The sequence below is a fragment of the Sciscionella marina DSM 45152 genome (assembly GCF_000379465.1).
Classification (GTDB): Bacteria; Actinomycetota; Actinomycetes; order Mycobacteriales; family Pseudonocardiaceae; genus Sciscionella; species Sciscionella marina.
Genome location: NZ_KB905380.1, coordinates 1103979 through 1124675 on the forward strand (window position 1 = coordinate 1103979; position 20697 = coordinate 1124675).

A 20697-nucleotide genomic window follows, 5' to 3' on the forward strand; every position below is an offset into this window, starting at 1 on the left:
TTTTCAACCGGAATCGGTGCAATAATTCTTATTGTGAATCGCAATGGATCGCTCTAGGCTGGCTGCGATGTTCCCTCCGGATCAGGTGCGTACGTTTCTCGCGGTGGCCCAGTCGCTGAGCTTCACCCAGGCCGCGACGACGCTCGGGCTCCGGCAGCCGACGGTCAGCCAGCACATCCGCAAACTGGAGCAGACGGTCGGGCGTCCCTTGCTGGTCCGCGATACCCGGAGCGTGACGCTCACCGTCGATGGTGAGGCGATGATCGGATTCGCGCGCTCCATTCTCGCCGCACACGCCCAGGCGGCCGACTATTTCACCGGCGCCGGGGTACGGGGCAGGTTGCGGTTCGGGGTGACCGACGATCTCGCCCTGACCCAGGTACCGCGGATCCTGCGGGATTTCCGCCACCTCAACCCGGGACTCACGCTGGATCTCACGGTGTCCCAAGGGATTCAGCTCCAGCGGCGGGTGGAATCCGGCCACGTGGACGTGGCCTTCCTCAAAACCCCACCCGGAGACGGCCGGGGCCGGGTGGTGCGCCGGGACCGCCAGGTCTGGGCGGCCGTCGAGGGCAGCAACCTCGGCTGGCACGACGAGCGCCCGGTGCCGCTGATCGTCTACCCGGCCCCCAGCCCGAGCCGCGAGCTGGCCGTGCAGAAACTGGAACAGGCCGGGATCAGGTACCGCTTGGCGTGCACCGCGCGCGGGCACAACGCGGTACTCGCCGCCTCCCGGGCCGGCCTCGGTGTCTCGATCTTCCCGCGCAGCCTGCTGCCCACCGACCTCGTCGAGGTGCCCGCGAGCACCGGCCTGCCCGAGCTTCCCGAACTCGACCTCGTCCTGCTCACCAACCCGCACGCCCCTGCCGAACCGGTGGAAGCCCTCACCACCACCATCCTCGCCCACACCAACCGGATCCGGCCCATCCACGACACCCGGCAGCGAACGGGTGCCCCGGCCGCCGAGAAGGAGTGACCGGGCTACGGCGGATCAGCGGCGCGCCGCCTGCCGTTCGCGCAGCGCCGGGGTGCGCGGGACGACGGCCAGCAACACCGCCCGACCGGGCCGACCGGGCCAAACCACTGCACCTGACCTCCGCGGGCAAGGCCATGCTCGCCGCGATGGAGCCGGAGCGGGTGACCGAGCTGTACCCGACCGACCGGAGCATCGACACGGCCGCACTGCGGCAGGAGCTGAACGCGGTGCGGGAGAACGGCTTCGCGCTCGACCACCAGCCGACCGAGACCGGACTGACCGCGATCGGGGTCGCCGTCACCGTGCGGCCCGATACCCGCTGCACGGGACCGGCCCTGGCGGTGCCGACCGCGCTGTTCCACACCGGGCCGGTGCCGGAGCTGGTCGCCACACTGCGGGCCGCGAGTGCCCGGATCGAAACGGCGCTGCGCGAGACCTCCGAATTCCCGGCGTGATACGTGCAGCAGAACCGGGCGGCAACCGATGTTCGATTTCTCCATCGATCCATTCGGAATTCCGGAAAAAGACACCGGCCGGTGGGTACCGGTAATCCTCGCGGGGAATAGCGGACAGGACATCGATCGGCCCGGCCGGATTCACCTTCGACACAAAGGTCCGCCATGGGCGGCCCGCGGAGAAGAGGAACACTCCTGGCTCAACGGAAACGCACGCGAACAGTACGCCCAGGTCACCCTCGAGAACGATCTTCAGCCCGGCGGATCGCACAGCGTCGATGCGCAGCCCATACGCACCAGATAGGAACTGAACAGCACCGGATGGGCGACGGCGACTCCTCGGCCCGGCTCGACGACTCGGCGCGACCAAGTGCCTGACCGGCGCCCGGCCCGTCGCCAGCTGGTACGACACACCTCCGACAACGTGCAGGCCCGTGGTGACGAAGCCCATCACCTGAGCACGGCAGGACACAGCAACCGCACTCGCGCGACGGCCGCCCGCGCTAGACTGGCCACGGCGTCGACGCGAAGAGGAGCCAGCTGGTGGCGAAACACGGGCATAGTGGTAGCCATTCCTCCGGGCATTCGGGCACCGGAAATTCAGGCTCCGGCCACTCGAACTCAGGACCTTCCGGCTCCGGCCACTCGGGTTCCGGATCCTCGGGATCCGGACATTCCACAGGTACCGGACATTCCTCGGGGGGCGGTTCCTCGCACGGTTCCGGTGGGCACGGTTCGAGCGGCAAGCCCGGCAACGGGTTCAGCGCCGATGTGTCCGCATTGGACTCGATGAAATCCAAGCTCGGCGGCCTGGGCGACAAACTGACCGGGCACGCTTCCTCGGTCGGTTCGGCGCACCCGGGAGGCGGGGCGTTCGGGGTCGTCGGCGAAGCGCTGTCCGGCAAGCTCGGCGGGGTGCTCTCCTCGGTGGAGAAGGGCATCGGCAACATCGCGAACAGCGCACACGGTGCCGGTGGCAAGGTGGGCAAGACCGCCGAATCGATGCGGCACAACGAACACACCAACAAGGGACTGTTCGACTCGCTCGATTCCCGGGGCGGCTCCCGCGGTCTCCCGCCCATCCGCACCTCCGGGCGCGGCAACCGGTACGACCCGGGACCACAACAGCCCGGCCCCGGCAGCAGGCCCCCGCGGCCCACCGCCACGAACCCGTCCTCGGCACCCAACTCTCCGGTGGGCAGCCCGCCCAGCTCACCGGTCCCGCCGGGGCGCCCTTCGACACCGGTCGGCGGACCGCACCCACCCGGTCAGCCACCGAACCAGATGGGCGGCTGGGGCGGCATGCAGAACCGGCCGCCCCGCCCGGCCTCGGCTCCCCCGGCGTACACCGGACCGCCGCCGGGCGGCCGGCCACCCAACACCACCCCGGTGACCGGGCCCTACCCGCCGAATAGCGGGCTGGTCAACGGCACGATCTCGGACGGCGCCCACGCGCACGTGATCGGCGGTGACCAGAAACCGAATAAGAAGCCGAAGAAGCCGCTGCCCCCGGGCGTGGCGCCACCGGGGCCGTACACGGCGACGGGCGGGCACATGCTCAGCGGCGATATCTCGCAGCAGCACCAGAGCCTCGGCAACAACCGCTGGAATCTCCCGTACGGCCAGGGAATCTCCGGGGGTTCGCAGGCGTACGGTCCGCTGCCGCAGAACGGGGTCTACCAATACCCCCAGCCCACCATCGACTACCCCAACGGGACGAGCCTGCAGAAACCCGGGGTCAGCACCATGCTCCCGCCCGGCGTGCCCTCCTCGCACGTACCGAGCATGGGGCAGCAGTCGCTCAACGACGCCGTCAACAACAACCAGTTCACCCCGGGCGGTGGCGGTTCGAAGTGGAACGGCGTCGCCCAGGTACCGGAATACGAGCGGCCGCTCGGCTCGCCCTATCCGAACTACACCGGCCAGCAGCTCCACTTCGAAGGCTATGTGAACAATGGCGGCGTCGGCACCTACTACCCGAACCACTGAGCAGAAGGCAGCGATGTTCGAAGAATCCGAGACATTTCGGTGCACCCTCGACGAGCATCTGCGGCTGCGGCTGTCGGTGCCCGCGCGGCTGCGCCCGCTCGCCGCGTGGGTGCACACCGACGCGCAGGCCAACCAGCAGATCCTGGCGCGGCTGATCCCGGGCCTGCAGGCCGCGCAACAGTCCCGGACTCCGATCCTCGGCAACGGCTGGCAGGTGGAACCGGACGAGCACGGGGTGATCCTGCATTCGGCCTATCTGGACCGCGAGCCGTTCGGCGTGCCGAACACGGTGCTGTGGACCCTGCTGACCGGGCTGCAGGGACTGCTCGCGGAATCCGATGCCGCACTGCGTGCCCAGCGCCCCGAACCCGCCGAGATCGTTCCCCGGCTGGTGAATCAGGACGAGCAGGGCGCATTGCGGGACTACACCTACTTCCCGCCGTCCTGGTCCGCGGAGATGATCAAGCAGGCGGGGCAGGGTGCCTGGCAGAGCCCGGAAGTCCTGCGCGACTGGGACACCGGTGTGTGGTCCGGGTTCTGGCAGGGCAGGGAGATCGCCGGATATTTCCATCCCGATTCCGGCGAAGTGCTGACCTACTTCCCCGTCGTGTCCCCACTGCAGCGGATACCCGAGCCCGTCGGCTGACATTTCCGAAACAGTCATTTGACCGGTCAATTGACCTATTGACCGGTCAAATATGGCCCGGCTAGGCTGAGCGCCATGGCAGTGCCGGCGTATTTGCGGATCCGCGCAGAGCTGGAGCAGCGGATTCAGTCGGGTGCGCTGCCACCAGGAAGCCGGCTCCCGACCGAGGCGGAACTGCAGCAGCAGTACTCGGTCGGCAGGGCGACCGCGCAGCGGGTGCTGAGCGAGCTGGCGCAGGCGGGTCTGGTGCAACGGCACCGGCGGCGGGGCACTTTCGTCGCCGACGGCCCGCGCCAGGAGGACCTGCTGCGTCTGGTGAACCCGGTGTTGCGGGGACCGGAGGTCCCCGGTCCGCACGCGGTGGAGTCCGCGCTGGTGATCCCGGCGCGCGACGCCGATCTGGAACTGCCCGGGGTGGCTGATGACGAGCCGGTGCATCAGCTGCGGCGGTTGAAGTTCGACCTGCAGGACAATCCGACCTCGGTCGAGCTCTCCGCTATACCGTTCTCGTTGGCGCCGCGGTTGGCCGATGAGGACCTCGTCCATCTGACCGTCCACGATTACTTCGCCAGAACCGGGATCCCGGCGGCGAAATCCCGTGTCTACCTCGATCCGGTCGCGCTCGATGCGGAGAACGCGGCCCGGTTGCGGCTGCCCGCCGGCCAGGCGGTGCTCCGGTTGCGCCGGCTGACCTGGCTGGTCGACGGCAGGCTCGCCGAGGCGATGTGGCACATCCTGCGCCCGGACCTCGTCGAGTTCTTCCTCGAGCAAACCCTCCCCTCCTGACGAACCGAACCCAGCCCCGGCCGCGGTCCCGGCCGGCGATCCATCCTGCCCGCGTACGGCTCGCACGAATCGGCCGCACGCCCGGCACCGTACGTCCGAAGGAGTGTGCGCCCATGAACCGAGCCCGTGTCGCCGTCATCGGAACCGGGGTGATCGGCGCGATGACCGCATGGCAACTGGCCCGCCGTGGCCTCGAGGTGCTGGCCTTCGACAGCCACTCCCCCGGTCACGATCGCGGCGCCTCCGCGGGGGAATCCCGCATCTTCCGCACCGCCTACAAAGAGGGCGCGGAGTACGTCCCGCTGCTGCGGCGCTCCGGGCAGCTGTGGCGCGAACTCGAACAGGCCTCGGGAACCCGGCTGCTGACCCGGTGCGGCGGGCTGACCATCGGCGGCAGCGAACACCCGGATGTCGTGGCGGTGCGGCGCAGCGCCGAGGAACACGGGCTCGACCACGAGGTGCTGGCCGCCGATGCGGCCCGCAAGCGGTTCCCGCAACACCGCATCGAGGACGAGGAGGTGATGGTGCTCGACCCGGAAGCGGGTGTGCTCCGTCCCGAGCCCGCGGTGCAGGCGGCACTGCGGTGTGCTGGAGAAGCGGGCGCGCGGGTGCTGTCCCACCACCCGGTCACCGGACTCGCCGAGACCGCGGGCGGATGGCGGATCACCAGCGCGGGCCGGGAATTCGATGCCGACCACATCGTGTTCGCCCCCGGACCCTGGGCACGCGCGCTGGAACCGCTGCGCGCGCTGCCGGTCGAGATCCGGACGATCGCCGCATGCTGGTTCGCCGCACGGGATGTCGCGCTGCACCGCCCGGACCGGTTGCCCATCGCGATCCGCAGGCACCCGGAAGCGGGGTTCTCCTGTTTCCCCGTGCTGGACGGGGTCGCGATCAAGATCGTCCCGCATCACCTCGGCTGGCCGGTGCTGGAGCGCCCCGGGGATCTACCGCGCAGCGTCACCCCCGAGTTCGCCCGCGGCGCCGCGGATGCCGCCGCCCGGCTGCTGCCCGGTGTGGTGCCGCACCCGATCCGGATCGGCACCTTCGCCGAGGGATTCACCCCGGACGAGCACGCGCTGCTCGGGCCGCTGCCCGGTGCGCGCCATGCCACGGTGCTGACCGGATTCTCCGGGCACGGCTTCAAACTCGCGCCGGTCTTCGGCGAGATCGCCGCCGATCTCGTCCTCGGCACCGAGCCCGCATACGACATTTCCCGGCTGGACCCCGACCGATTCGGATAAGAGTGCGTCTGAGAATTCTCGTCCGTCGCGAGCGGGAGGCAGATCGGATGCATTGCAAGGCGGAGGATTGAGCCATAGCGGCAGCTGTGGTGATCGACGACAACGCCGCAAGGCGCCGATATGGCCTCGCGCAGCAGGACACAGAGTTCTCAGATGTGCTCCTAACCCTGTTTGGAGGCAATGATGCCCACAGGTTCGCCTACCCAGCTGATCGGACTGATCCTGACCACCGTAGTGGTGATCGGGGCGGGCGCGGTGCTGTCCGTCTACTTCGGACGCCGCGCCAGCACCTCGCAGGACTGGCTCGCCGCCAACGAATCACTGCCGCTGTTCGTCGTCGTCATCACCCAGTTCGCCGCCGCCACCGGCGGCGGGGTGCTCATCGCGCACGTCGGGATCGGCTACCAGGCCGGCTGGTCGGTGTTCATCTACGAGGGATGCACGCTGGCCGGTTTCCTGATCCTGTCCTGGATCGCCCGGTGGCTGCGCGAGCAGCGGTTCACCACCGTGCCCGATGTGATCACCCGGTTGTTCGGGAAGAACAAGGTGATCACGGCCATCGCCGCGCTGGCCGCGCTGGCGGTCCCGTTCGGCTGGATCGCCACCCAGTTCGTCGCCTTCGCGCGGCTTTTCGGTCAGTTGACCGGGATTCCGCTGCCGATCCTGGTCGTGGTGATCGTCATCGCCTCGCTCAGTTTCGTGTTACCCGGCGGCATGACCTCGGTGGCGTGGACGGATTTCATCTTCGGCCTCTTCAAGATCACCATGTCGATCGTGGTGGCGTTCTACGCGATCCAGCTGGCCGGTGGCTGGACGCACATCACCGAGACGGTGCCCCGGCGCCTGTGGGACTGGAGCGGGTTCACCGCGGTCGGCGGGCAGCAGATCTGGCTCTGGATCGCCGCGATCATTCCCGGGACACTGACCAATCAGCTTTATTTCCAACGGATTTTCGCCACCAAGCACATCGCCGACGCGCGGCGCGGGCTGAACTGGTCCGGCGTGACCATGCTCATCAGCGGGATCTACGCGGGCTGCATCGGGATCGCGGTGCGTTCGATGGCCCCGAACCTGGCCAACCAGGAAGACGCCGCGGGCTGGCTGCTGACCCGTTTGCCGTCCTGGATGCTGATGCTGTTCGCGGCGTTCCTGGTGTCCACGATCGTCTCCACCGGCGGCGCGGCGTTGCAGTCGGTCACCGCCAACCTGGTGCGCGATGTGTACCAGAACATCGCGGGCAAGACCTCGGGGGAACGCCGGACGATCACGCTGTCCCGGGTGATCACGGTCCTGGTCTCGGTGGTGGCCGGGATCCTGGCCATCGCCTTCCCCACCGCGCTTTCCTGGCTGGTGGCCACCTACGCGTATTCGGCGGCCGCGCTCGCCGCGCCGATCTTCCTCGGTTATCTGTTCCACCGCCGGCTACGGCTCAAACCCATCGCGGCGATCGCCAGCATGCTCGCCGGGATCCTCGGCTGCGGTATCGCCCAGCTGCTCGACACCACCGTGCCCTACGCGGTGTACGGCATCGCGGTTTCCACCGTGGTACTGCTGGTACTGGTCGCGGCGACGGCCGAGAAACGGGTGCACACCAACACGAACGAAAAAGTGAGGAACGCATGAAGATCGCAGTGATCGGCCTCGGTGTACTCGGCGCGAGCGTGGCTCGTTCGCTGGCGCTGGCCGGTGCGGAGGTGACCGTCTTCGAGCGCACCGCGCCGCTGGCGGGAACCACGGGCACCTCGTTCGCCTGGTTCAACGCGCACAGCAAGAATCCGCGCCCGTACCACGACCTCAACGTCGCCGGGATGGCCGAGCACGCCGCACTCGAACAACGGGCGGGCGTGGCACCGCCCTGGCTGGTGCGGGGCGGAAACCTGGAGTGGGCCGAGGATTCCGCGGGCGCCGAACGGCTCGCCGGGGCCACCGCCGAACTGATCGAGCGCGACTACCCGGTGCACTGGATCGGCCGCGAGCAGGCCCGCGAACTCGTGCCCGATCTGCGGATTCCTGCTCAGGTCGGCGAGATCGCGTACTACCCGACCGAAGGGCACCTCTACCCGGCGCTGCTCATGGCCCGGCTCTGGGGCGAGGCACGGGAAAACGGGGCGGTGCTGCGCTGCCCGGCCACCGTGACCGGGCTGTCCGCGACCAGCAGCGGGGCGCGGGTCGAACTCGCCGGGGAGCGCACCGAGTTCGACGCCGCGGTGCTCACCGTGGGCCGGTGGACCGAGGACCTGACCGCCGCGGCGGGCTACCGGGTTCCGCTGGCCGATCCGGACGCCCCGGGCAGTGTCACCGTCGGCCTGCTCGGCTACACCGAACCCGTGCCGGCCCGCTTGGACCGGATTCTGACCACCCCACGGCTCAACGCCCGCCCGGACGGTGGCGGACGGCTGATCGTGCAGGGCCTCGATCTGGACGCCGAGGCCGATCCCGCCGATCCGCCCGCGCCCGATGGCCCGCATGCCCGCGAACTGTGCAGGCGCCTCGGCGAACTCCTCGCCGGAACCGAGGGCGCGCGGCTGGCCTCGCTGCGGGTCGGCCAGCGCCCGATGCCCGCCGATGGCCTCACCGTCGCCGGATTCCTCGACGAGGACGCGCGCCTCTACAGCATCGCCACACACAGCGGGATCACCCTCGGGCCGCTGCTGGGCAGGCTCGCCGCCGAGGAACTGTGCACCGGGAACCCGAGCGAACAGCTGGCCGAATTCCGCCCGCAGCGCCTCATCGGCCGCACCGACCACCCGAAGCTGGAACCCGCCCGGTTCGCCGGGCAGCAGTAGGGCGGATTTCGCGCGGCGGGGCGGAACTCCTTCCCCGCGGATCAGGCGCGAGGACCGACCGTGGCCATGGCGCGGGTGCGCCCGGTGCGGTGAGCGGCTTCCGGTGGGCCGGTTCAGGCGAGCCGTTCGAAGACGGCGGCGAGTCCCTGGCCCCCGCCGATGCACATGGTTTCCAGGCCATAGCGCGCTTCCCTGCGGTGCAGTTCGTGCACGAGAGTGGCGAGGATGCGGCCCCCGGTGGCCCCGACGGGGTGCCCGAGCGAGATCCCGGAACCGTTGGGGTTGAACCGTGGATCGGTTTCCGGGTCGATGCGCCATTCCCGGGTGACGGCGAGCGCCTGGGCGGCGAAGGCCTCGTTGAGTTCGAGGATGTCGATGTCCCCGAGCCGCAGCCCGGCGCGCTGCAGCGCGGCCTCGGTCGCGGGGACCGGTCCGATTCCCATGGTCTTCGGCGGTACCCCGGCAAGGCCCCAGGAGACGAGCCGGGCCAGCGGCCGCAGTCCCAGCCGCTCGGCCTGTTCCGGGCTCGTCACGATGCAGGCGGCGGCCCCGTCGTTCTGTCCGCTGGCATTGCCCGCGGTGACGGTGGCCTCCGGGTCCTGGCGGCCGAGGACGGGACGCAGCGCGGACAGGGTGTCGAGGGTGGTGCCGGGGCGAATGTGTTCATCGGCGTCCACGATGGTCTCGCTTTTCCTGGTCCGCACGGTGACGGGCACGATTTCCCCGGCGAACCGGCCCTGCTGCTGTGCTTCGGCGGCCAGGGTGTGCGAGCGCACGGCGAGGCGGTCCTGTGCCTCCCTGTCGATCCCGTACTCGCGGCGCAGATTCTCCGCGGTCTCGAGCATCCCGCCGGGAACCGGGTGATGCTGTCCGCCTGCGGTGACCCGGCCCTCGGCGAGCGCGTCCGCGAACTGCACTCCCCCGCCCTTGACTCCCCAGCGGATCTGGTGCGAGTAGTGCGCGGCACGGGACATGCTTTCCGCGCCCCCGGCGAGCACCAGCGAGGCACCGCCGGTCTGCACCGCCATGGCCGCGTAGAGCACGGCCTGCAGACCGGAACCGCAGCGGCGGTCCACCTGCACACCGGGCACGGTGACCGCCAGTCCCGCATCCAGCGCGGCCACCCGCCCGATGGCCGGGGCGTCCATGCTCGGATAGCAATGCCCGAAGATCACGTCGTCGATGTGTTCGGCCGCGATTCCGGTGCGGGCGACGAGTTCGCGCAGCACGGTCGCGCCCAGCTCCTGGACGGGTACCTCGCGCAGGCCGCCGCCGAACGCCCCGACCGGGGTACGCAGTGGCTCGCAGATCACGGCATCGGGCATCGGTTCTCCTTGTCAGTCCTCGGTCGCGCAGTCAGTCCCCGTTCGTGCGGAACCGCACGGGGGCCGCCGTTGCCGCCTCGAGCTGGGCCCGGTCAACCCCCGGTGCGCATTCAATCACCTCGAGCCCGTGCGCGGTCACATCCAGCACGGCGAGATCGGTGATGATGCGGTCCACACAGCCCCGCCCGGTGAGCGGAAGATCGCAGCGCTGCACGATTTTCGGCGCCCCGTCCTTGGTGCGGTGTTCGGTCATGGCGATCACCCACCGGGCACCGTGCGCGAGGTCCATGGCACCGCCGACGCCCTTGACCATCCTGCCCGGAACGGCCCAGTTGGCCAGGTCTCCACCCGCGCTGACCTGCATGGCGCCGAGGACCGCCACATCCACGTGGCCACCGCGGATCATGCCGAAGCTGACCGAGGAGGCGAAGTAGGCGGCGCCGGGACGCACGGTCACCGTCTCCTTGCCCGCGTTGATCAGGTCGGGGTCCACCGCGTCCTCGCCCGGATATCCGCCGACACCGAGAATCCCGTTCTCCGAGTGGATGATCACGGTGCGCCCGGCCGGAATGTGCGCGGGAACCCGGGTCGGCAGGCCGATACCGAGGTTGACATAGCTCCCGTCCGGGAGTTCCGCGGCAACCCGGGCGGCGAGCTGATCGCGCGTCAAAGTCACGATTCCTCCCGTGTAGTGCGGAATTCGATCGGTTTCTCCACATCGGGGACGTGCACGAGGCGCTGCACGTGGATGCCTGGGGTGTGGATCGAGTCCGGATCGAGCTCCCCCGGTGCGACAAGGTGTTCCACCTCGGCGATGGTGATCCGGGCCGCGGCGGCGCAGTCGGGGTTGAAGTTGCGCGCGGCGTGCCGGTAGACGAGGTTGCCGTGCCGGTCGGCTTTCCAGGCGTGCACCAGGGCGTAGTCCGGGCGCAGCGCCCGCTCCAGCAGGTACTGGGTGCCGTCGAACTCGCGGACCTCGCGCGCCGGTGAGGCAAGGGCGACCGATCCGTCGGCGGCGTAGCGCCACGGCAGTCCGCCCTCGGCGACCAGGGTGCCCACCCCGGCCGGGGTGTAGAAGGCGGGGATGCCGACTCCCCCGGCGCGCAACCGCTCGGCGAGCGTGCCCTGCGGGGTCAGCTCGACCTCGAGTTCCCCGGCCAGATACTGGCGGGTGAACTCCTTGTTGTTGCCGATGTAGGAGCCGATGGTGCGCCGGATCCGCCCGGCGGCCAGCAGGGTGCCGAGCCCGAAACCGTCGACGCCGAGGTTGTTGCTGATCGTCTCCAGTTCCCGGGCGCCCTGGTCGAGCAGCGCGGCGATCAACACGCCCGGCACCCCGCACATACCGAACCCGCCGACCGCCATGCTCGCCCCGTCCGGGATGTCGGCGACCACCTCGGCCGCGCTCGCGAACGCCTTATCCACGCGGCACCGCACAGTTCTCGAGGTGCTTGCCCAGTGCGGCGTTCACCGAATCCGGATCCTCGGCGTTGAGCAGATGCGCGGTCCCCGGCACGACGATCAGCCGCCCGTCCGGCACCGTGCCCGCGATCTCGCGCAGCATCTCCGGCGGGGTCGCGGGATCCTCGGCCCCGGCCAGGGCGAAAACCCCGTGGTGTAGCGCGACTCATCCGGGCCGGTTGTGCTGCGGGATGTCGATGACGATCGGCTTTCCCTCACCGAGATAGAACAGGGCCGCCTTGCGGATCAGTTCGGTGAAGAATTCGGTGAGCCAGGCAGCGCCGGGGAATTGTTCGACACCTTGCTGGAACGCGACGAACGGTTCCCAGAAAGTGTCGAACACCCCGTCCCAGAACGGTTGCCGGTCGATCCGCAGCCAGTCCGCGATCCGTTCGCCAAGCACGTACCGGGTCAGCGATCCGAGGACCGGTTCGGTGAGCACGCCACCGTCGATATCGGCGCCGAGCCGGAGCAGGCGGTGCGCCAGATCGGTGCCCTCCGAGGTGGGCGCGAGCAACGGGTCGAGTATCCGCTTCGCCTGGGCGTCGGCCTGGTCCCAGCTTGTCGGGAGGTGTTCGTCCAGGATGCCGAGCAGATGCCCGGTCAGCTGCCAGGAATGCAGGTACCCCTGCGATTCGGTGCCCGGAATGGACACTTTCCATTCGGTCAGTTTCCGCATGATGGTCGTCGGCAGGCTGTGCCAGGTGACCAGCAGATCCCGTTGGCTGATCGGGATTCGCTGATCGCTGTGTTGTTTCCAGTGCGGGGACCGCGGCAGCAGATGACGGACCGCCGCATGCACCAGCCGGGTCTTCACGCAGCTGACGATCAGCCCGCCTTCGGGCTCGAAAGCGTTGCCCTGACTGACGTCGTAGCCGAGCCGCGCGGTCTTGGCGATGCGCACCTCGAGTTCCGCGCCACCCTTGGAATAGTAGACCGCGCGCGCCTCGTGCGGAATCACCGTGCTGATCATGCCGCTGGCGAACCCGTAGACGACGCCGAGCAGGTCACCCTGTTTCCGGTTGAACTCCGCGGCGGCGGACAGTTTGCGCCGATCGGCCCACGATGGGAGTTCCCGCGCCCGTTCGAGGAAATCCCGTAGCTGCGCGGGCAATCCCTTCGGCAGCGGCTGGCCGTTTCTCGTCCAGGTGCGAATCAGCTCGTTCACCCTGGGCACCTCGCCGTGCTCGAGCAGATCGGCCAGCAGCGGGTCGGCCTCAGGATCCCAGACCCCTTCCGGATCGGCTGCCGCGGCCGAGCCCTGCGGCGACCGGTCCCACACCGTCCGGGCCCGCGCCGGGGACGCCGCGGCCAGTGCGCCCATCGCCCCGAAAGCTCCGCCGACCCGCAGCATGTTCCGTCTGCTGAATTCGTCCATGAATCCGTTCCCTTCACCATGGCGGCAGATCCTGATACTATGAAACGCAATATGCTTCTGTGTATCACCCATAACCGGGAAGCTTCGGAAACGTCCACACCGGGAGGGAAACCGTGCATTCCGCGTTGTCCGCGTTGCTGAATTCCGCGGACTCGGAGTCGATACTCGATCGCGCCTATACCGAAGCCCTTGGCCAGGCCGCCGATGCGGACGAGGTCAGCATCCGGCTGCTGGACGCGGCCCGCACGCTGTTCTCTCGCCTGGGCATCCGGCGGTGCACGATGGAGGACGTGGCCAGGCAGGCGGGCCTGTCCCGGATCACCGCCTACCGGCGGTTCGCCACCAAACAGACCCTCGTCGAACAGGTGGTGCGCCGGGAGTTCCGCCGATACTTCGACCAGTTCCTGCTCGACATCCGGGAAGCGGCCACCGTGGCCGACCGCGTGGTACTCGGCTTCGTCAGCTCACTGCGCGCTTTCCGGCGGAACCCGTTGATCGGCGGGCTGATCGCCACGGAACCGGACCGGATCATGCCCTCGATGATCAACGACAGTGGGCGGACCCTCGCTGCGGTCAGTCAGTTCACCGCCGGACAGCTGCGCCGGGAGCAACAGGCCGGGCACATCCGCGCCGAGCTGGATGTCGATCTCATCGCGGAGATGATGGTCCGGATCGCCACCTCGTTCCTGTCCACCCCCAGTCACACCGTCGACCTCGACGACGAAGCCCAGCTCGCCGATCTGGCGCGGCGATTCCTGGTCCCCATGCTCGAATCGGTCCCGGAGCGAACCTGACCGCGCGAAGGACAGCGGCATGGCATGCTGGCAGCCATGAACACGCTCCTGCTCGCCAACCGTGCCGTGCTGGTCGCCGCCGATCTCGAGGCCAAGGGTGTCGTCGGCACGATCGGCAAGATCGCCGCCTGGCTCGTGGTCATCCTGATCCTGATCGGCCTGGTGGCCGGGGTGATCATCGGCTATTTCATCGGCCGGGCGGTGGGGCGCCGCTCCCGCTGACCGCCCGCTACGGGTGCAGGGCCTCGCGCAGGGCCCGCATCTGGTCCGCCAGGTTGCGCTCGCTGATCCGGGCCTTCGGAACAGCAGGGCGAAGCCGTGCACCGCACCCGCGACCTGGACCAGCTCGGTGCTGCTCCGGGCCGCACTGAGCCGCTCGGCGTAGTCCCGGCCTTCGTCACGCAGCGGGTCGGCCTCGGCCACCGCGACACAGGTGGGCGGCAGCCCGCCGAGATCGGCCGCGCGGATCGGTACGGCGTACGGCTCGCCGTGCTTCCCTTCGGCGTAGTAGTGCATGGCCGGCTCCGGCGCACCCCGGTCGAGGACCGGTCCTCTCCCGCGCCGAGGCGCTCGGGACGCTGGTGTCCACGCCGGGACAGCTCGGCGATTCGAAGAGCACCTTCGGGCCACCGAGATCGCGGGCGCGCAGCACGGTGGCGGCACCGAGTTGCACGGCACTGTCGGCGATCCAGACCAGGGCGTTGTAGGCGTCGTCGGCCGCGGACGGAAAGGTGACCGGGTGCGAAGCGGTAGCCGACGGAGACGACAACGGTCTCCGCGTCCGTGGCGTACCGCAGCGAACGCTCCTGCGCGGCCTCGGGGATCCGTAGGTGACGACGCCGCCGCCGGGGCGATAGACGCGCAGCGGGACCGTCGACCCCGTGGGAACGGCCTGAGCAGGTGCGTACCGTGGTCACCAGGCTTGCGGAATGATCTCCTCGGCGAACCGGTGCAGCGGCTCGTGATCGTAGGCCACGCCCGGGATGTAGACCACGAGATAGTCGATCCCGGCCTCGAACAGGGCGCCGATCCACTCGGTGATCTCCGCGCTCGAACCGATCAGGAACGGGGTGTCCGGCGGACTGCCCGCGATGGCATTGGTGTGGAACTCATCGACATCCCAGCGTCCGCGAGCCTTGCGCGTGGCGCGCTCCGGATCGGCGCCCCCGGCGATCGGGAACGCGCTGATCGAGGTGGATTTGGTGATCGTGCCGAAGTCGCGGCCGATCCGGTCACAGTGGCGCCGGAGGACCTCGAGCTTCTGCCGGATCACCTCGGGCTTGCCGCGGCCCAGATTGCACGCGTCGGCGTAGCGGGCGACCAGGCGCAGCGTGACCTGTTCGCCCGCGCCGCCGATCCACAGCGGAACCGGGCTTCCATCGGCGCTTTTCGGTTCGTTGACCGGGTTTTCGACCTGGTAGTGCGCACCGCGGAAGGCCACCTTGTCCTCCCGGAAGAGGCGGTGCACCAGTTCCACGGACTCGGCGAAGGCCGCCATCCGTTCCCGAGTTTCCCGCCAGGGATAGCCGTAGGCGGTCCACTCCTGCTCGTACCAGCCCGCGCCCAGCCCGGTATAGAGCCGGCCACCACCGGCGACGTGCGCGGTGGAGGCCATCTTCGCCAGCAAGGCCGGAGCCCGGTATCCGTTGCAGGTCACCATCTGCCCCACCCGAACCCGCCGGGTGTCGCGCAGCAGGCCCGCGGTGCTGATCCAGGCTTCGAAGGTGGATTCGCGGGTCACCTCGGGCACGGTGTGCATGTGGTCGAAGAGCCAGACCGAGTCCCAGGGACCGCGGTCGGCGGCCTGCGCGACCGCGGTCATGGCCTCGTACTGCTCGACCGGATCGGCGATCTCGGTGAGGTCGAGCCGCCAGCCCTGCGGGGCGAAAATACCGAACCGTTTTGTCATACCGCTATCGTTCAAGGTACAACGGGTTCAAGAAAGAGACAGTCGAAGGTAACGGGATCAACTTGGTTGCTAAACAAAGGCAGAAACGCCAGTTCACCTATGGACCTCGAAGTGAGCATCTCGACGAGGTCAACGTGCGGCTGCTGACCGAGCTGCACGGCGATCCGCGCATCGGCATGTCCGCGCTGGCCCGCCGGGTCGGGATGAGCGCGCCCGCGGTCACCGAACGCGTGCAGCGCCTGGAACGGGCCGGGGTCATCGACGGCTACCGGATGGCGGTCGATCCCGCCGCGCTCGGCCTGCCCGTCACCGCCTTCGTCCGGGTACGGCCCGCGGCCGGGCAATTGGCCAAGGTCGCCGCGCTCGCCACCGACTCGCCACAGGTCAGCGAATGCCACCGGATCACCGGCGAGGACTGCTTCCTGCTCAAGGTGCACGCCGCGACGGTGGAACTGCTCGAGGAGGTGCTGGACGGCTTCCTGGTGCACGGGCAGACCACCACCTCGATCGTGGTGTCCAGCCCGGTTCCGCCCCGCCCGCTGCCGGTATAGCGCTTGCAGGTTCCGGCAATCCCGCGCCCTTTTCCACGCGTTCTCCGGTCCACGGGGCAATACGCTCCGCCTGTGGAGACACGTTGTTCGCGCGGTGCCCCCACGGACGGGACACTGCCGGGGCTCGCCAGGGACACCGCCGGGATCCGGATCATCGATTCGCTGCCGGTGCTGCTCGAACGGATCCAGTGGGCCCAGCACCGGGCGGCCGAGCAGGTCCGGGCGGTCAACCGGCCGCCCTATATCGGGGACCGGGGCTATCGGCTGCGCCAGCACAAGACGAAGACCGCCAGACTGCTCGCCGGGGTGCGCTACCGGACGATCTACCACAGCTCGGTGTACGCGGACCCGTTCGTCGGCAAACACCTCCTGGAGACCGCCGAACTCGGTGAGCTCGGCAGGATCCTCGACACCCCGCCGATGATGCTGCTGCTCAGCGACGAGAACTGTGCGATCATGCCGCTGCTCGTCCAGGACAAGGGTCTGACGGTCGCCCTGTACGTCGAGCCCTCACCGTTTCTCGCCATGCTGAGCGCCACCTTCGAGGCGTTCTGGTCGCTGAGCGTCCCGGTGTCCGGGCAGGGCTGTGCCACCGAGCTCGACGAGGCCGACCACCGCATCCTCACCCTGATGTCCGCGGGGGCGACCGATGGCGTCATCGCCGACCGGCTCGGGGTCTCGCGCAGCACCATCGCCCGGCGGGATCGGGGCACTGATGCGCCGCCTCGGGGCGAGCACCCGCTTCCAGGCCGGACAGCAGGCCGCGCGCCGCGGATGGATCTGACCACGCACCGGTTCGTCCGTGTTTGACACAAATGTGGCAGAGCCTTTGCGGAACGTACCCCCGGACGTAGCTTGTCGTCGTATCGCGTCCCGCGCCGCAATTCCACCACGAATTGTTCCTCTCTGCCAATGAAAGGTGCGTAGTCGATGAGAATTCGGATCAAAGCGGCCATCGCGGCCGCCGTGGCCGTCGTCTCGGCCGGTACCGTGGTGATGACGGCGAACGCCGAAACCCGTATCGCCGACGGGTGTCCGGGAACCATGGTCTTCGGGGTCGGCGGCCGCGCGGATCCGGATGCCGCTTTCTACAAGGACATCCCGCTGCCCGCCGGATTCGCGCTGCACCGGGTGCACTATTCGGCGGAGTTCTTTCCGGTCACCGGACTCAAGAGCTATGACGACTCGATCGCCGGGGGAATCGGGAACCTCAGCCGGGACGTGCACGACTTCCACGGGCGCTGCGGCGGTTCGCACATCCTGATCACCGGGTACTCGATGGGTGCCCGGGTCGCCGGGGACACGCTGCACGACATCGGCGTGGAGAACAAAATCCCGAAGAATCAGGTCGACGGCGTGCTCTACGCCGATCCGCGACGGGTCGGCCCGAACGGAACACCCGGTGGAATCGAAGGCAATATCCCGACACCGATCAACGGCATCACGATGAACGGCCCGCGCGGATTCGCCGGAATCCCGGTCCACGAGATCTGCAACCAGAACGACGGCGCCTGCCTTTCCGCCAATCCGTTCACCAACTTCCTGCAGTTCGCGAACGGCGTCCAGGGCGCGGTCGCCGCGGGCGCGCACAACTACCCGCAGCCCGACCCAGTCGCCGACCGCGGCAACTTCGACACCGTGCGAGCGCAGGCACCGGTGATCCAGTACGGCCCGCCCCTGCCGGTACGGATCCCCACCCCGTGGGAGCTGTTCAACGGCAAGATCCCGGGAACCCAGGGCCAGGCCGCGATCCAGCAGTTGCGCGACCGGCTCGGCACCGTGCTCTCCCCGGAGGCCAAGAAGAAGCTGGACGAGGTGCCGTTCCTCGGCATGGCCTGACACCAGGCACACAGGATCCGGTGCGGGGCCACGATCAGTGGCCCCGCACTCATGCGTGGCCTGCCGGGGCGCGGCCGGACCGTCACTCGAGCACCGCCGTCGCTTCGACCTCCACCAGCACATCGGGCTCGAACAGGTACTCGACCCCGATCAGCGAGGCCGGTGGCATCGGCTGCGGCAGGCCGGTCTCCGCGGCGACCCGTTCCACGCCTGTCAGGAACTCGGTGATCTTCTCCGGCGCCCACTTCGTGACATAGAACGTCAGCCGCACCACGTCATCGAAGCCGGCACCAGCACCCTCGAGTCCGCGCGCGGTGTTGCGCAACGCCTGGCCGACCTGTCCGGCCAGGTCCCCTGGCGCGACGGGGGAACCGTCGGCGAGCCGGGCGATCTGGCCGCTGACGTGCACCTGTCGACTGCCGGTCGCGACGGCCACGTGGTGGTACGGCGTGGACGCGAGCATGCCTTCGGGAGTGAAGCGGTGAACGGTCACGGAAGCCCTCCTCGGTGCGGAAATTCAGGTATCTCAGTGATACCTGGTAGTCTCAGGGAACTTCAACGAGACCAGGTGTCCCCGTGGAAACCGAACCCAGCGAGCTCACGATCAGCGCGCCGCACCGCGAACTGCTCGACCAGGTGCTCGACAAGTGGTCCCTGCAGGTGCTCAACGCGCTCTGCGAACGGCCGTGCCGATTCAACGATCTGCGACGCGCCATCCCTGCGGTGACACAGAAATCGCTCACCGCAACCCTGCGCAGGCTGGAGCGCAACGGCATCATCGAGCGAATGGTCGTCAGCACCCGGCCGGTCGCCGTCGAATACCGGATCACCAAGCTGGGCAAGACGTTGCGCCATCCCGTCGACGTCCTGCTGGAATGGGCCGAGACACAGCTGCCCGCGATCGAGGCGGCACGCGAGAGGTTCGACGGCGGACAGGGCTAGAAAGGGCGAATCCCGGGATCTCAGGCGGTGCGCCGCAGGGACTTCCCCGCCCAGTCCGCGAAGCTGGTGAGCGGGATACCCAAATCCCTGGCGTACTGCGGGCGGCCGGGCTGACCGGCCACGTTCAGCCACTCGTGTGAAGCGCCCATCGGCGGCATCCCGGCGGCGACGGCTTCCGGTTCGGTCATGTCCGGCGCGGACAGCCGCGTACCCAGAGCGATCGAGAGAACTTCGGCGATCTCGGTCATCGACAGATAGTCGCTCGCCAGTTCCAGTTCGACCCGATCGAACCGCTCCGGCGCGGCAACGGCCGCGGCGGCCGCCCGGCCGATGTCGTCCACCGCGACCAAGGACAACCGGGTTTCCGGGCGCAGCAGGCTCACCAGACCGCCCGCCAGGCCGCGTGGGAACAGATACGCCATGGACGGGAGGAAGTTCTCCATGAAGAAACCCGGTTTGAGCAGTGTCCAGTGCGGGAAACCGGCCGCGCGGACCCGGTCCTGGATCGCGGTCTTGGCACCCATGGTGGGCTCCATCGAAGCCCAGCGCCCTTCGGCCCAGCCGGGCGTTTCGGTGTGCTGACCGGCGCCGCTGACAGAGGTGTGCACGAACTGCGGTACGCGCGCGGCTCTCGCGGCCTCGATGAGGTTGACGCCCTGGGTCACCTCCCCGTCGAAATCGATGCCCTCGGCGCTCATCTCGGGCATCTGCACGGAGAACACGGCACGAACGCCCTCGGCGGCCCGGCGCACCGAATCGCGGTCCTGCAGATCGCCGGTGACCAGTCCGGCGCCGAGCGCTTCGACGGCCTTGGCCCGTTCAGTGCCCGGATCGCGCACCAGGGCGCGGACGGGAATGCCCGCCGCGAGCAAGGCACGGGCGGTGGCGCCGCCCTGTTTGCCGGTGGCACCGGTGACCAGGACGGGTGCGGAATCTTCGGGCATAGCAGCACTCCTCGGGTCCTCCACTTAAACGGCGGGNCCCGCCGTTTCTGCTCCGCTATAATATGGCGGGCCCCGCCACTTAGCAACCTCGGAGGTGCCGCCGTGCCCGAATGCCAGCGCGCCGATGCCCGGCGCAACTACGCGCACATCCTGGCCGTGGCCGAGGAAGAGGTCGCCGCCCAAGGCGCCGGCGCCTCCCTGGAGCAGATCGCCCGCACCGCGCGAGTGGGCTCGGCGACCGTGCGCAGGCACTTCCCCACCCGCCGCGCGCTGCTGGAGGCGGTCTCCGAGAACCGGATCGAGGCACTGTGCACCCGCGCCCATGAACTGACCGGCGAGGGCGACAGCCGCGACGCGCTCCTGGAATGGCTGGGGGACGTCGTCGCCTACTCGGTCTCCGCCCGCGGACTGGCGGCGGCGCTGGCCTACGACGACACCGGGACCGATCCGGTGCACGGGAACAGTTGCGCGGCGGCACTGGAAGAAGCGGGAAGCCCCTTGCTGCGCCGCGCCGTGCGGGACGGCGCGGTGGCCACCGGGGTCACCCTCGCCGACCTGATCACCCTGGTCGTCGGCATCGCACTGGCCACCGAACACCACCCCGAGCCCGCCGCCGCGGCGGACCGGCTGTTCCGGCTGACCGTGGCCGGACTGAGCCCAGGGACCTGAACC

23 protein-coding genes and 1 pseudogene are annotated in these 20697 nt (G+C 69.1%); 15 read left to right on the forward strand and 9 right to left on the reverse strand.

From position 1 onward, the window contains the following. Positions 1-67 precede the first annotated feature (67 nt). From A37U_RS0105370 to A37U_RS0105410, 8 genes are all read left to right on the forward strand, one after another. The gene (locus tag A37U_RS0105370; RefSeq protein WP_020495592.1) at positions 68-976 is read left to right on the forward strand and encodes a LysR substrate-binding domain-containing protein; all 909 of its coding nucleotides are present in this window, start codon (positions 68-70) and stop codon (positions 974-976) included. Further along, positions 973-1431 carry an IclR family transcriptional regulator domain-containing protein gene (locus tag A37U_RS42325; protein WP_157182613.1) on the forward strand — a complete coding sequence of 153 codons (459 nt, stop codon included), beginning with the start codon at positions 973-975 and terminating at the stop codon, positions 1429-1431. Before A37U_RS0105370 ends, A37U_RS42325 begins: the two co-directional genes overlap by 4 nt. A gap of 789 nt (positions 1432-2220) precedes the next feature. Continuing rightward, positions 2221-3420: a hypothetical protein gene (locus A37U_RS0105385; protein ID WP_026196899.1), complete on the forward strand. Its 1200-nt coding sequence runs from the start codon at positions 2221-2223 to the stop codon at positions 3418-3420. Positions 3421-3433: 13 nt separating this feature from the next. Further along, positions 3434-4066, forward strand: coding sequence for an EndoU domain-containing protein (locus tag A37U_RS0105390; RefSeq protein WP_020495595.1), 633 nt, complete (start codon positions 3434-3436; stop codon positions 4064-4066). A gap of 75 nt (positions 4067-4141) precedes the next feature. After that, positions 4142-4852, forward strand: a complete 711-nt coding sequence (locus A37U_RS0105395; RefSeq protein WP_020495596.1) for a GntR family transcriptional regulator — start codon at positions 4142-4144, stop codon at positions 4850-4852. 113 nt (positions 4853-4965) lie between these two features. Continuing rightward, entirely contained in the window at positions 4966-6096 is a 1131-nt protein-coding gene (gene solA / locus A37U_RS0105400) for an N-methyl-L-tryptophan oxidase (RefSeq protein ID WP_020495597.1), read from the forward strand. A gap of 183 nt (positions 6097-6279) precedes the next feature. After that, entirely contained in the window at positions 6280-7719 is a 1440-nt protein-coding gene (locus A37U_RS0105405) for a sodium:solute symporter family protein (RefSeq protein WP_040586740.1), read from the forward strand. After that, on the forward strand, positions 7716-8882 hold the full coding sequence (locus tag A37U_RS0105410) for an NAD(P)/FAD-dependent oxidoreductase (RefSeq protein ID WP_020495599.1): 1167 nt from the start codon (positions 7716-7718) through the stop codon (positions 8880-8882). Before A37U_RS0105405 ends, A37U_RS0105410 begins: the two co-directional genes overlap by 4 nt. A gap of 113 nt (positions 8883-8995) precedes the next feature. On the opposite strand, the gene A37U_RS0105415 is transcribed toward A37U_RS0105410, so the two are convergent. The 5 genes from A37U_RS0105415 to A37U_RS0105435 form a co-directional block, all read right to left on the reverse strand. Beyond that, positions 8996-10207 carry an acetyl-CoA C-acetyltransferase gene (locus A37U_RS0105415; RefSeq protein ID WP_020495600.1) on the reverse strand — a complete coding sequence of 404 codons (1212 nt, stop codon included), beginning with the start codon at positions 10205-10207 and terminating at the stop codon, positions 8996-8998. A gap of 31 nt (positions 10208-10238) precedes the next feature. Beyond that, entirely contained in the window at positions 10239-10883 is a 645-nt protein-coding gene (locus tag A37U_RS0105420; RefSeq protein ID WP_020495601.1) for a 3-oxoacid CoA-transferase subunit B, read from the reverse strand. After that, positions 10880-11632 (reverse strand): CoA transferase subunit A, encoded by a 753-nt coding sequence (locus A37U_RS0105425; RefSeq protein WP_020495602.1) that lies wholly within the window; start codon positions 11630-11632, stop codon positions 10880-10882. The genes A37U_RS0105420 and A37U_RS0105425 overlap by 4 nt, the downstream gene beginning before the upstream one ends. Continuing rightward, a complete protein-coding gene (locus A37U_RS49335; RefSeq protein ID WP_020495603.1) occupies positions 11625-11771 on the reverse strand; it encodes an alpha/beta fold hydrolase in 147 nt (48 codons plus the stop codon). The genes A37U_RS0105425 and A37U_RS49335 overlap by 8 nt, the downstream gene beginning before the upstream one ends. 63 nt (positions 11772-11834) lie before the next feature. Next, positions 11835-13046 carry an oxygenase MpaB family protein gene (locus A37U_RS0105435; RefSeq protein ID WP_020495604.1) on the reverse strand — a complete coding sequence of 404 codons (1212 nt, stop codon included), beginning with the start codon at positions 13044-13046 and terminating at the stop codon, positions 11835-11837. A gap of 113 nt (positions 13047-13159) precedes the next feature. Here A37U_RS0105435 and A37U_RS0105440 point away from each other — a divergent pair, with 113 nt between their 5' ends. Both A37U_RS0105440 and A37U_RS0105445 read left to right on the forward strand, forming a co-directional pair. Further along, the gene (locus tag A37U_RS0105440; protein ID WP_020495605.1) at positions 13160-13840 is read left to right on the forward strand and encodes a TetR/AcrR family transcriptional regulator; all 681 of its coding nucleotides are present in this window, start codon (positions 13160-13162) and stop codon (positions 13838-13840) included. A gap of 36 nt (positions 13841-13876) precedes the next feature. Further along, positions 13877-14062, forward strand: coding sequence for a hypothetical protein (locus A37U_RS0105445; RefSeq protein ID WP_040586741.1), 186 nt, complete (start codon positions 13877-13879; stop codon positions 14060-14062). A 99-nt stretch (positions 14063-14161) separates the two neighbouring features. Here A37U_RS0105445 and A37U_RS54340 read toward each other — a convergent pair. Then, a pseudogene (locus A37U_RS54340) lies at positions 14162-14518 on the reverse strand (alpha/beta hydrolase fold domain-containing protein); the annotation flags it as partial. A gap of 235 nt (positions 14519-14753) precedes the next feature. Further along, entirely contained in the window at positions 14754-15749 is a 996-nt protein-coding gene (locus A37U_RS0105450; protein ID WP_020495607.1) for a TIGR03560 family F420-dependent LLM class oxidoreductase, read from the reverse strand. A gap of 62 nt (positions 15750-15811) precedes the next feature. Here A37U_RS0105450 and A37U_RS0105455 point away from each other — a divergent pair, with 62 nt between their 5' ends. From A37U_RS0105455 to A37U_RS42335, 3 genes are all read left to right on the forward strand, one after another. Beyond that, a complete protein-coding gene (locus tag A37U_RS0105455) occupies positions 15812-16300 on the forward strand; it encodes an Lrp/AsnC family transcriptional regulator (protein WP_157182614.1) in 489 nt (162 codons plus the stop codon). Between the two features lie 72 nt (positions 16301-16372). After that, positions 16373-17110, forward strand: a complete 738-nt coding sequence (locus tag A37U_RS42330) for a hypothetical protein (RefSeq protein WP_051111544.1) — start codon at positions 16373-16375, stop codon at positions 17108-17110. Positions 17111-17230: 120 nt separating this feature from the next. After that, positions 17231-18139 carry a cutinase family protein gene (locus A37U_RS42335; protein ID WP_020495609.1) on the forward strand — a complete coding sequence of 303 codons (909 nt, stop codon included), beginning with the start codon at positions 17231-17233 and terminating at the stop codon, positions 18137-18139. An 82-nt stretch (positions 18140-18221) separates the two neighbouring features. Here A37U_RS42335 and A37U_RS0105470 read toward each other — a convergent pair whose 3' ends face one another. Further along, a complete protein-coding gene (locus tag A37U_RS0105470) occupies positions 18222-18632 on the reverse strand; it encodes a RidA family protein (protein WP_020495610.1) in 411 nt (136 codons plus the stop codon). Positions 18633-18715: 83 nt separating this feature from the next. Between A37U_RS0105470 and A37U_RS0105475 the strand changes: the two genes are divergently transcribed. After that, entirely contained in the window at positions 18716-19081 is a 366-nt protein-coding gene (locus A37U_RS0105475; protein WP_020495611.1) for a winged helix-turn-helix transcriptional regulator, read from the forward strand. A 20-nt stretch (positions 19082-19101) separates the two neighbouring features. On the opposite strand, the gene A37U_RS0105480 is transcribed toward A37U_RS0105475, so the two are convergent. Next, entirely contained in the window at positions 19102-20025 is a 924-nt protein-coding gene (locus A37U_RS0105480; RefSeq protein WP_020495612.1) for an NmrA family NAD(P)-binding protein, read from the reverse strand. A 102-nt stretch (positions 20026-20127) separates the two neighbouring features. On the opposite strand from A37U_RS0105480, the gene A37U_RS0105485 reads away from it, so the two are divergent. Continuing rightward, the gene (locus tag A37U_RS0105485; protein WP_020495613.1) at positions 20128-20694 is read left to right on the forward strand and encodes a TetR/AcrR family transcriptional regulator; all 567 of its coding nucleotides are present in this window, start codon (positions 20128-20130) and stop codon (positions 20692-20694) included. Positions 20695-20697: the final 3 nt, after the last annotated feature.

Coding starts and splice junctions, on each gene's coding strand:
- A37U_RS0105370 (WP_020495592.1), top strand. CDS start 68: ATGTTCCCTCCGGATCAGGTGCGTACGTTTCTCGCGGTGGCCCAGTCG.
- A37U_RS0105385 (WP_026196899.1), top strand. CDS start 2,221: ATGAAATCCAAGCTCGGCGGCCTGGGCGACAAACTGACCGGGCACGCT.
- A37U_RS0105390 (WP_020495595.1), top strand. CDS start 3,434: ATGTTCGAAGAATCCGAGACATTTCGGTGCACCCTCGACGAGCATCTG.
- A37U_RS0105395 (WP_020495596.1), top strand. CDS start 4,142: ATGGCAGTGCCGGCGTATTTGCGGATCCGCGCAGAGCTGGAGCAGCGG.
- solA (WP_020495597.1), top strand. CDS start 4,966: ATGAACCGAGCCCGTGTCGCCGTCATCGGAACCGGGGTGATCGGCGCG.
- A37U_RS0105405 (WP_040586740.1), top strand. CDS start 6,280: ATGCCCACAGGTTCGCCTACCCAGCTGATCGGACTGATCCTGACCACC.
- A37U_RS0105410 (WP_020495599.1), top strand. CDS start 7,716: ATGAAGATCGCAGTGATCGGCCTCGGTGTACTCGGCGCGAGCGTGGCT.
- A37U_RS0105415 (WP_020495600.1), bottom strand. CDS start 10,207: ATGCCCGATGCCGTGATCTGCGAGCCACTGCGTACCCCGGTCGGGGCG.
- A37U_RS49335 (WP_020495603.1), bottom strand. CDS start 11,771: ATGCTGCGCGAGATCGCGGGCACGGTGCCGGACGGGCGGCTGATCGTC.
- A37U_RS0105435 (WP_020495604.1), bottom strand. CDS start 13,046: ATGGACGAATTCAGCAGACGGAACATGCTGCGGGTCGGCGGAGCTTTC.
- A37U_RS0105445 (WP_040586741.1), top strand. CDS start 13,877: ATGAACACGCTCCTGCTCGCCAACCGTGCCGTGCTGGTCGCCGCCGAT.
- A37U_RS0105450 (WP_020495607.1), bottom strand. CDS start 15,749: ATGACAAAACGGTTCGGTATTTTCGCCCCGCAGGGCTGGCGGCTCGAC.
- A37U_RS42335 (WP_020495609.1), top strand. CDS start 17,231: ATGAGAATTCGGATCAAAGCGGCCATCGCGGCCGCCGTGGCCGTCGTC.
- A37U_RS0105480 (WP_020495612.1), bottom strand. CDS start 20,025: ATGCCCGAAGATTCCGCACCCGTCCTGGTCACCGGTGCCACCGGCAAA.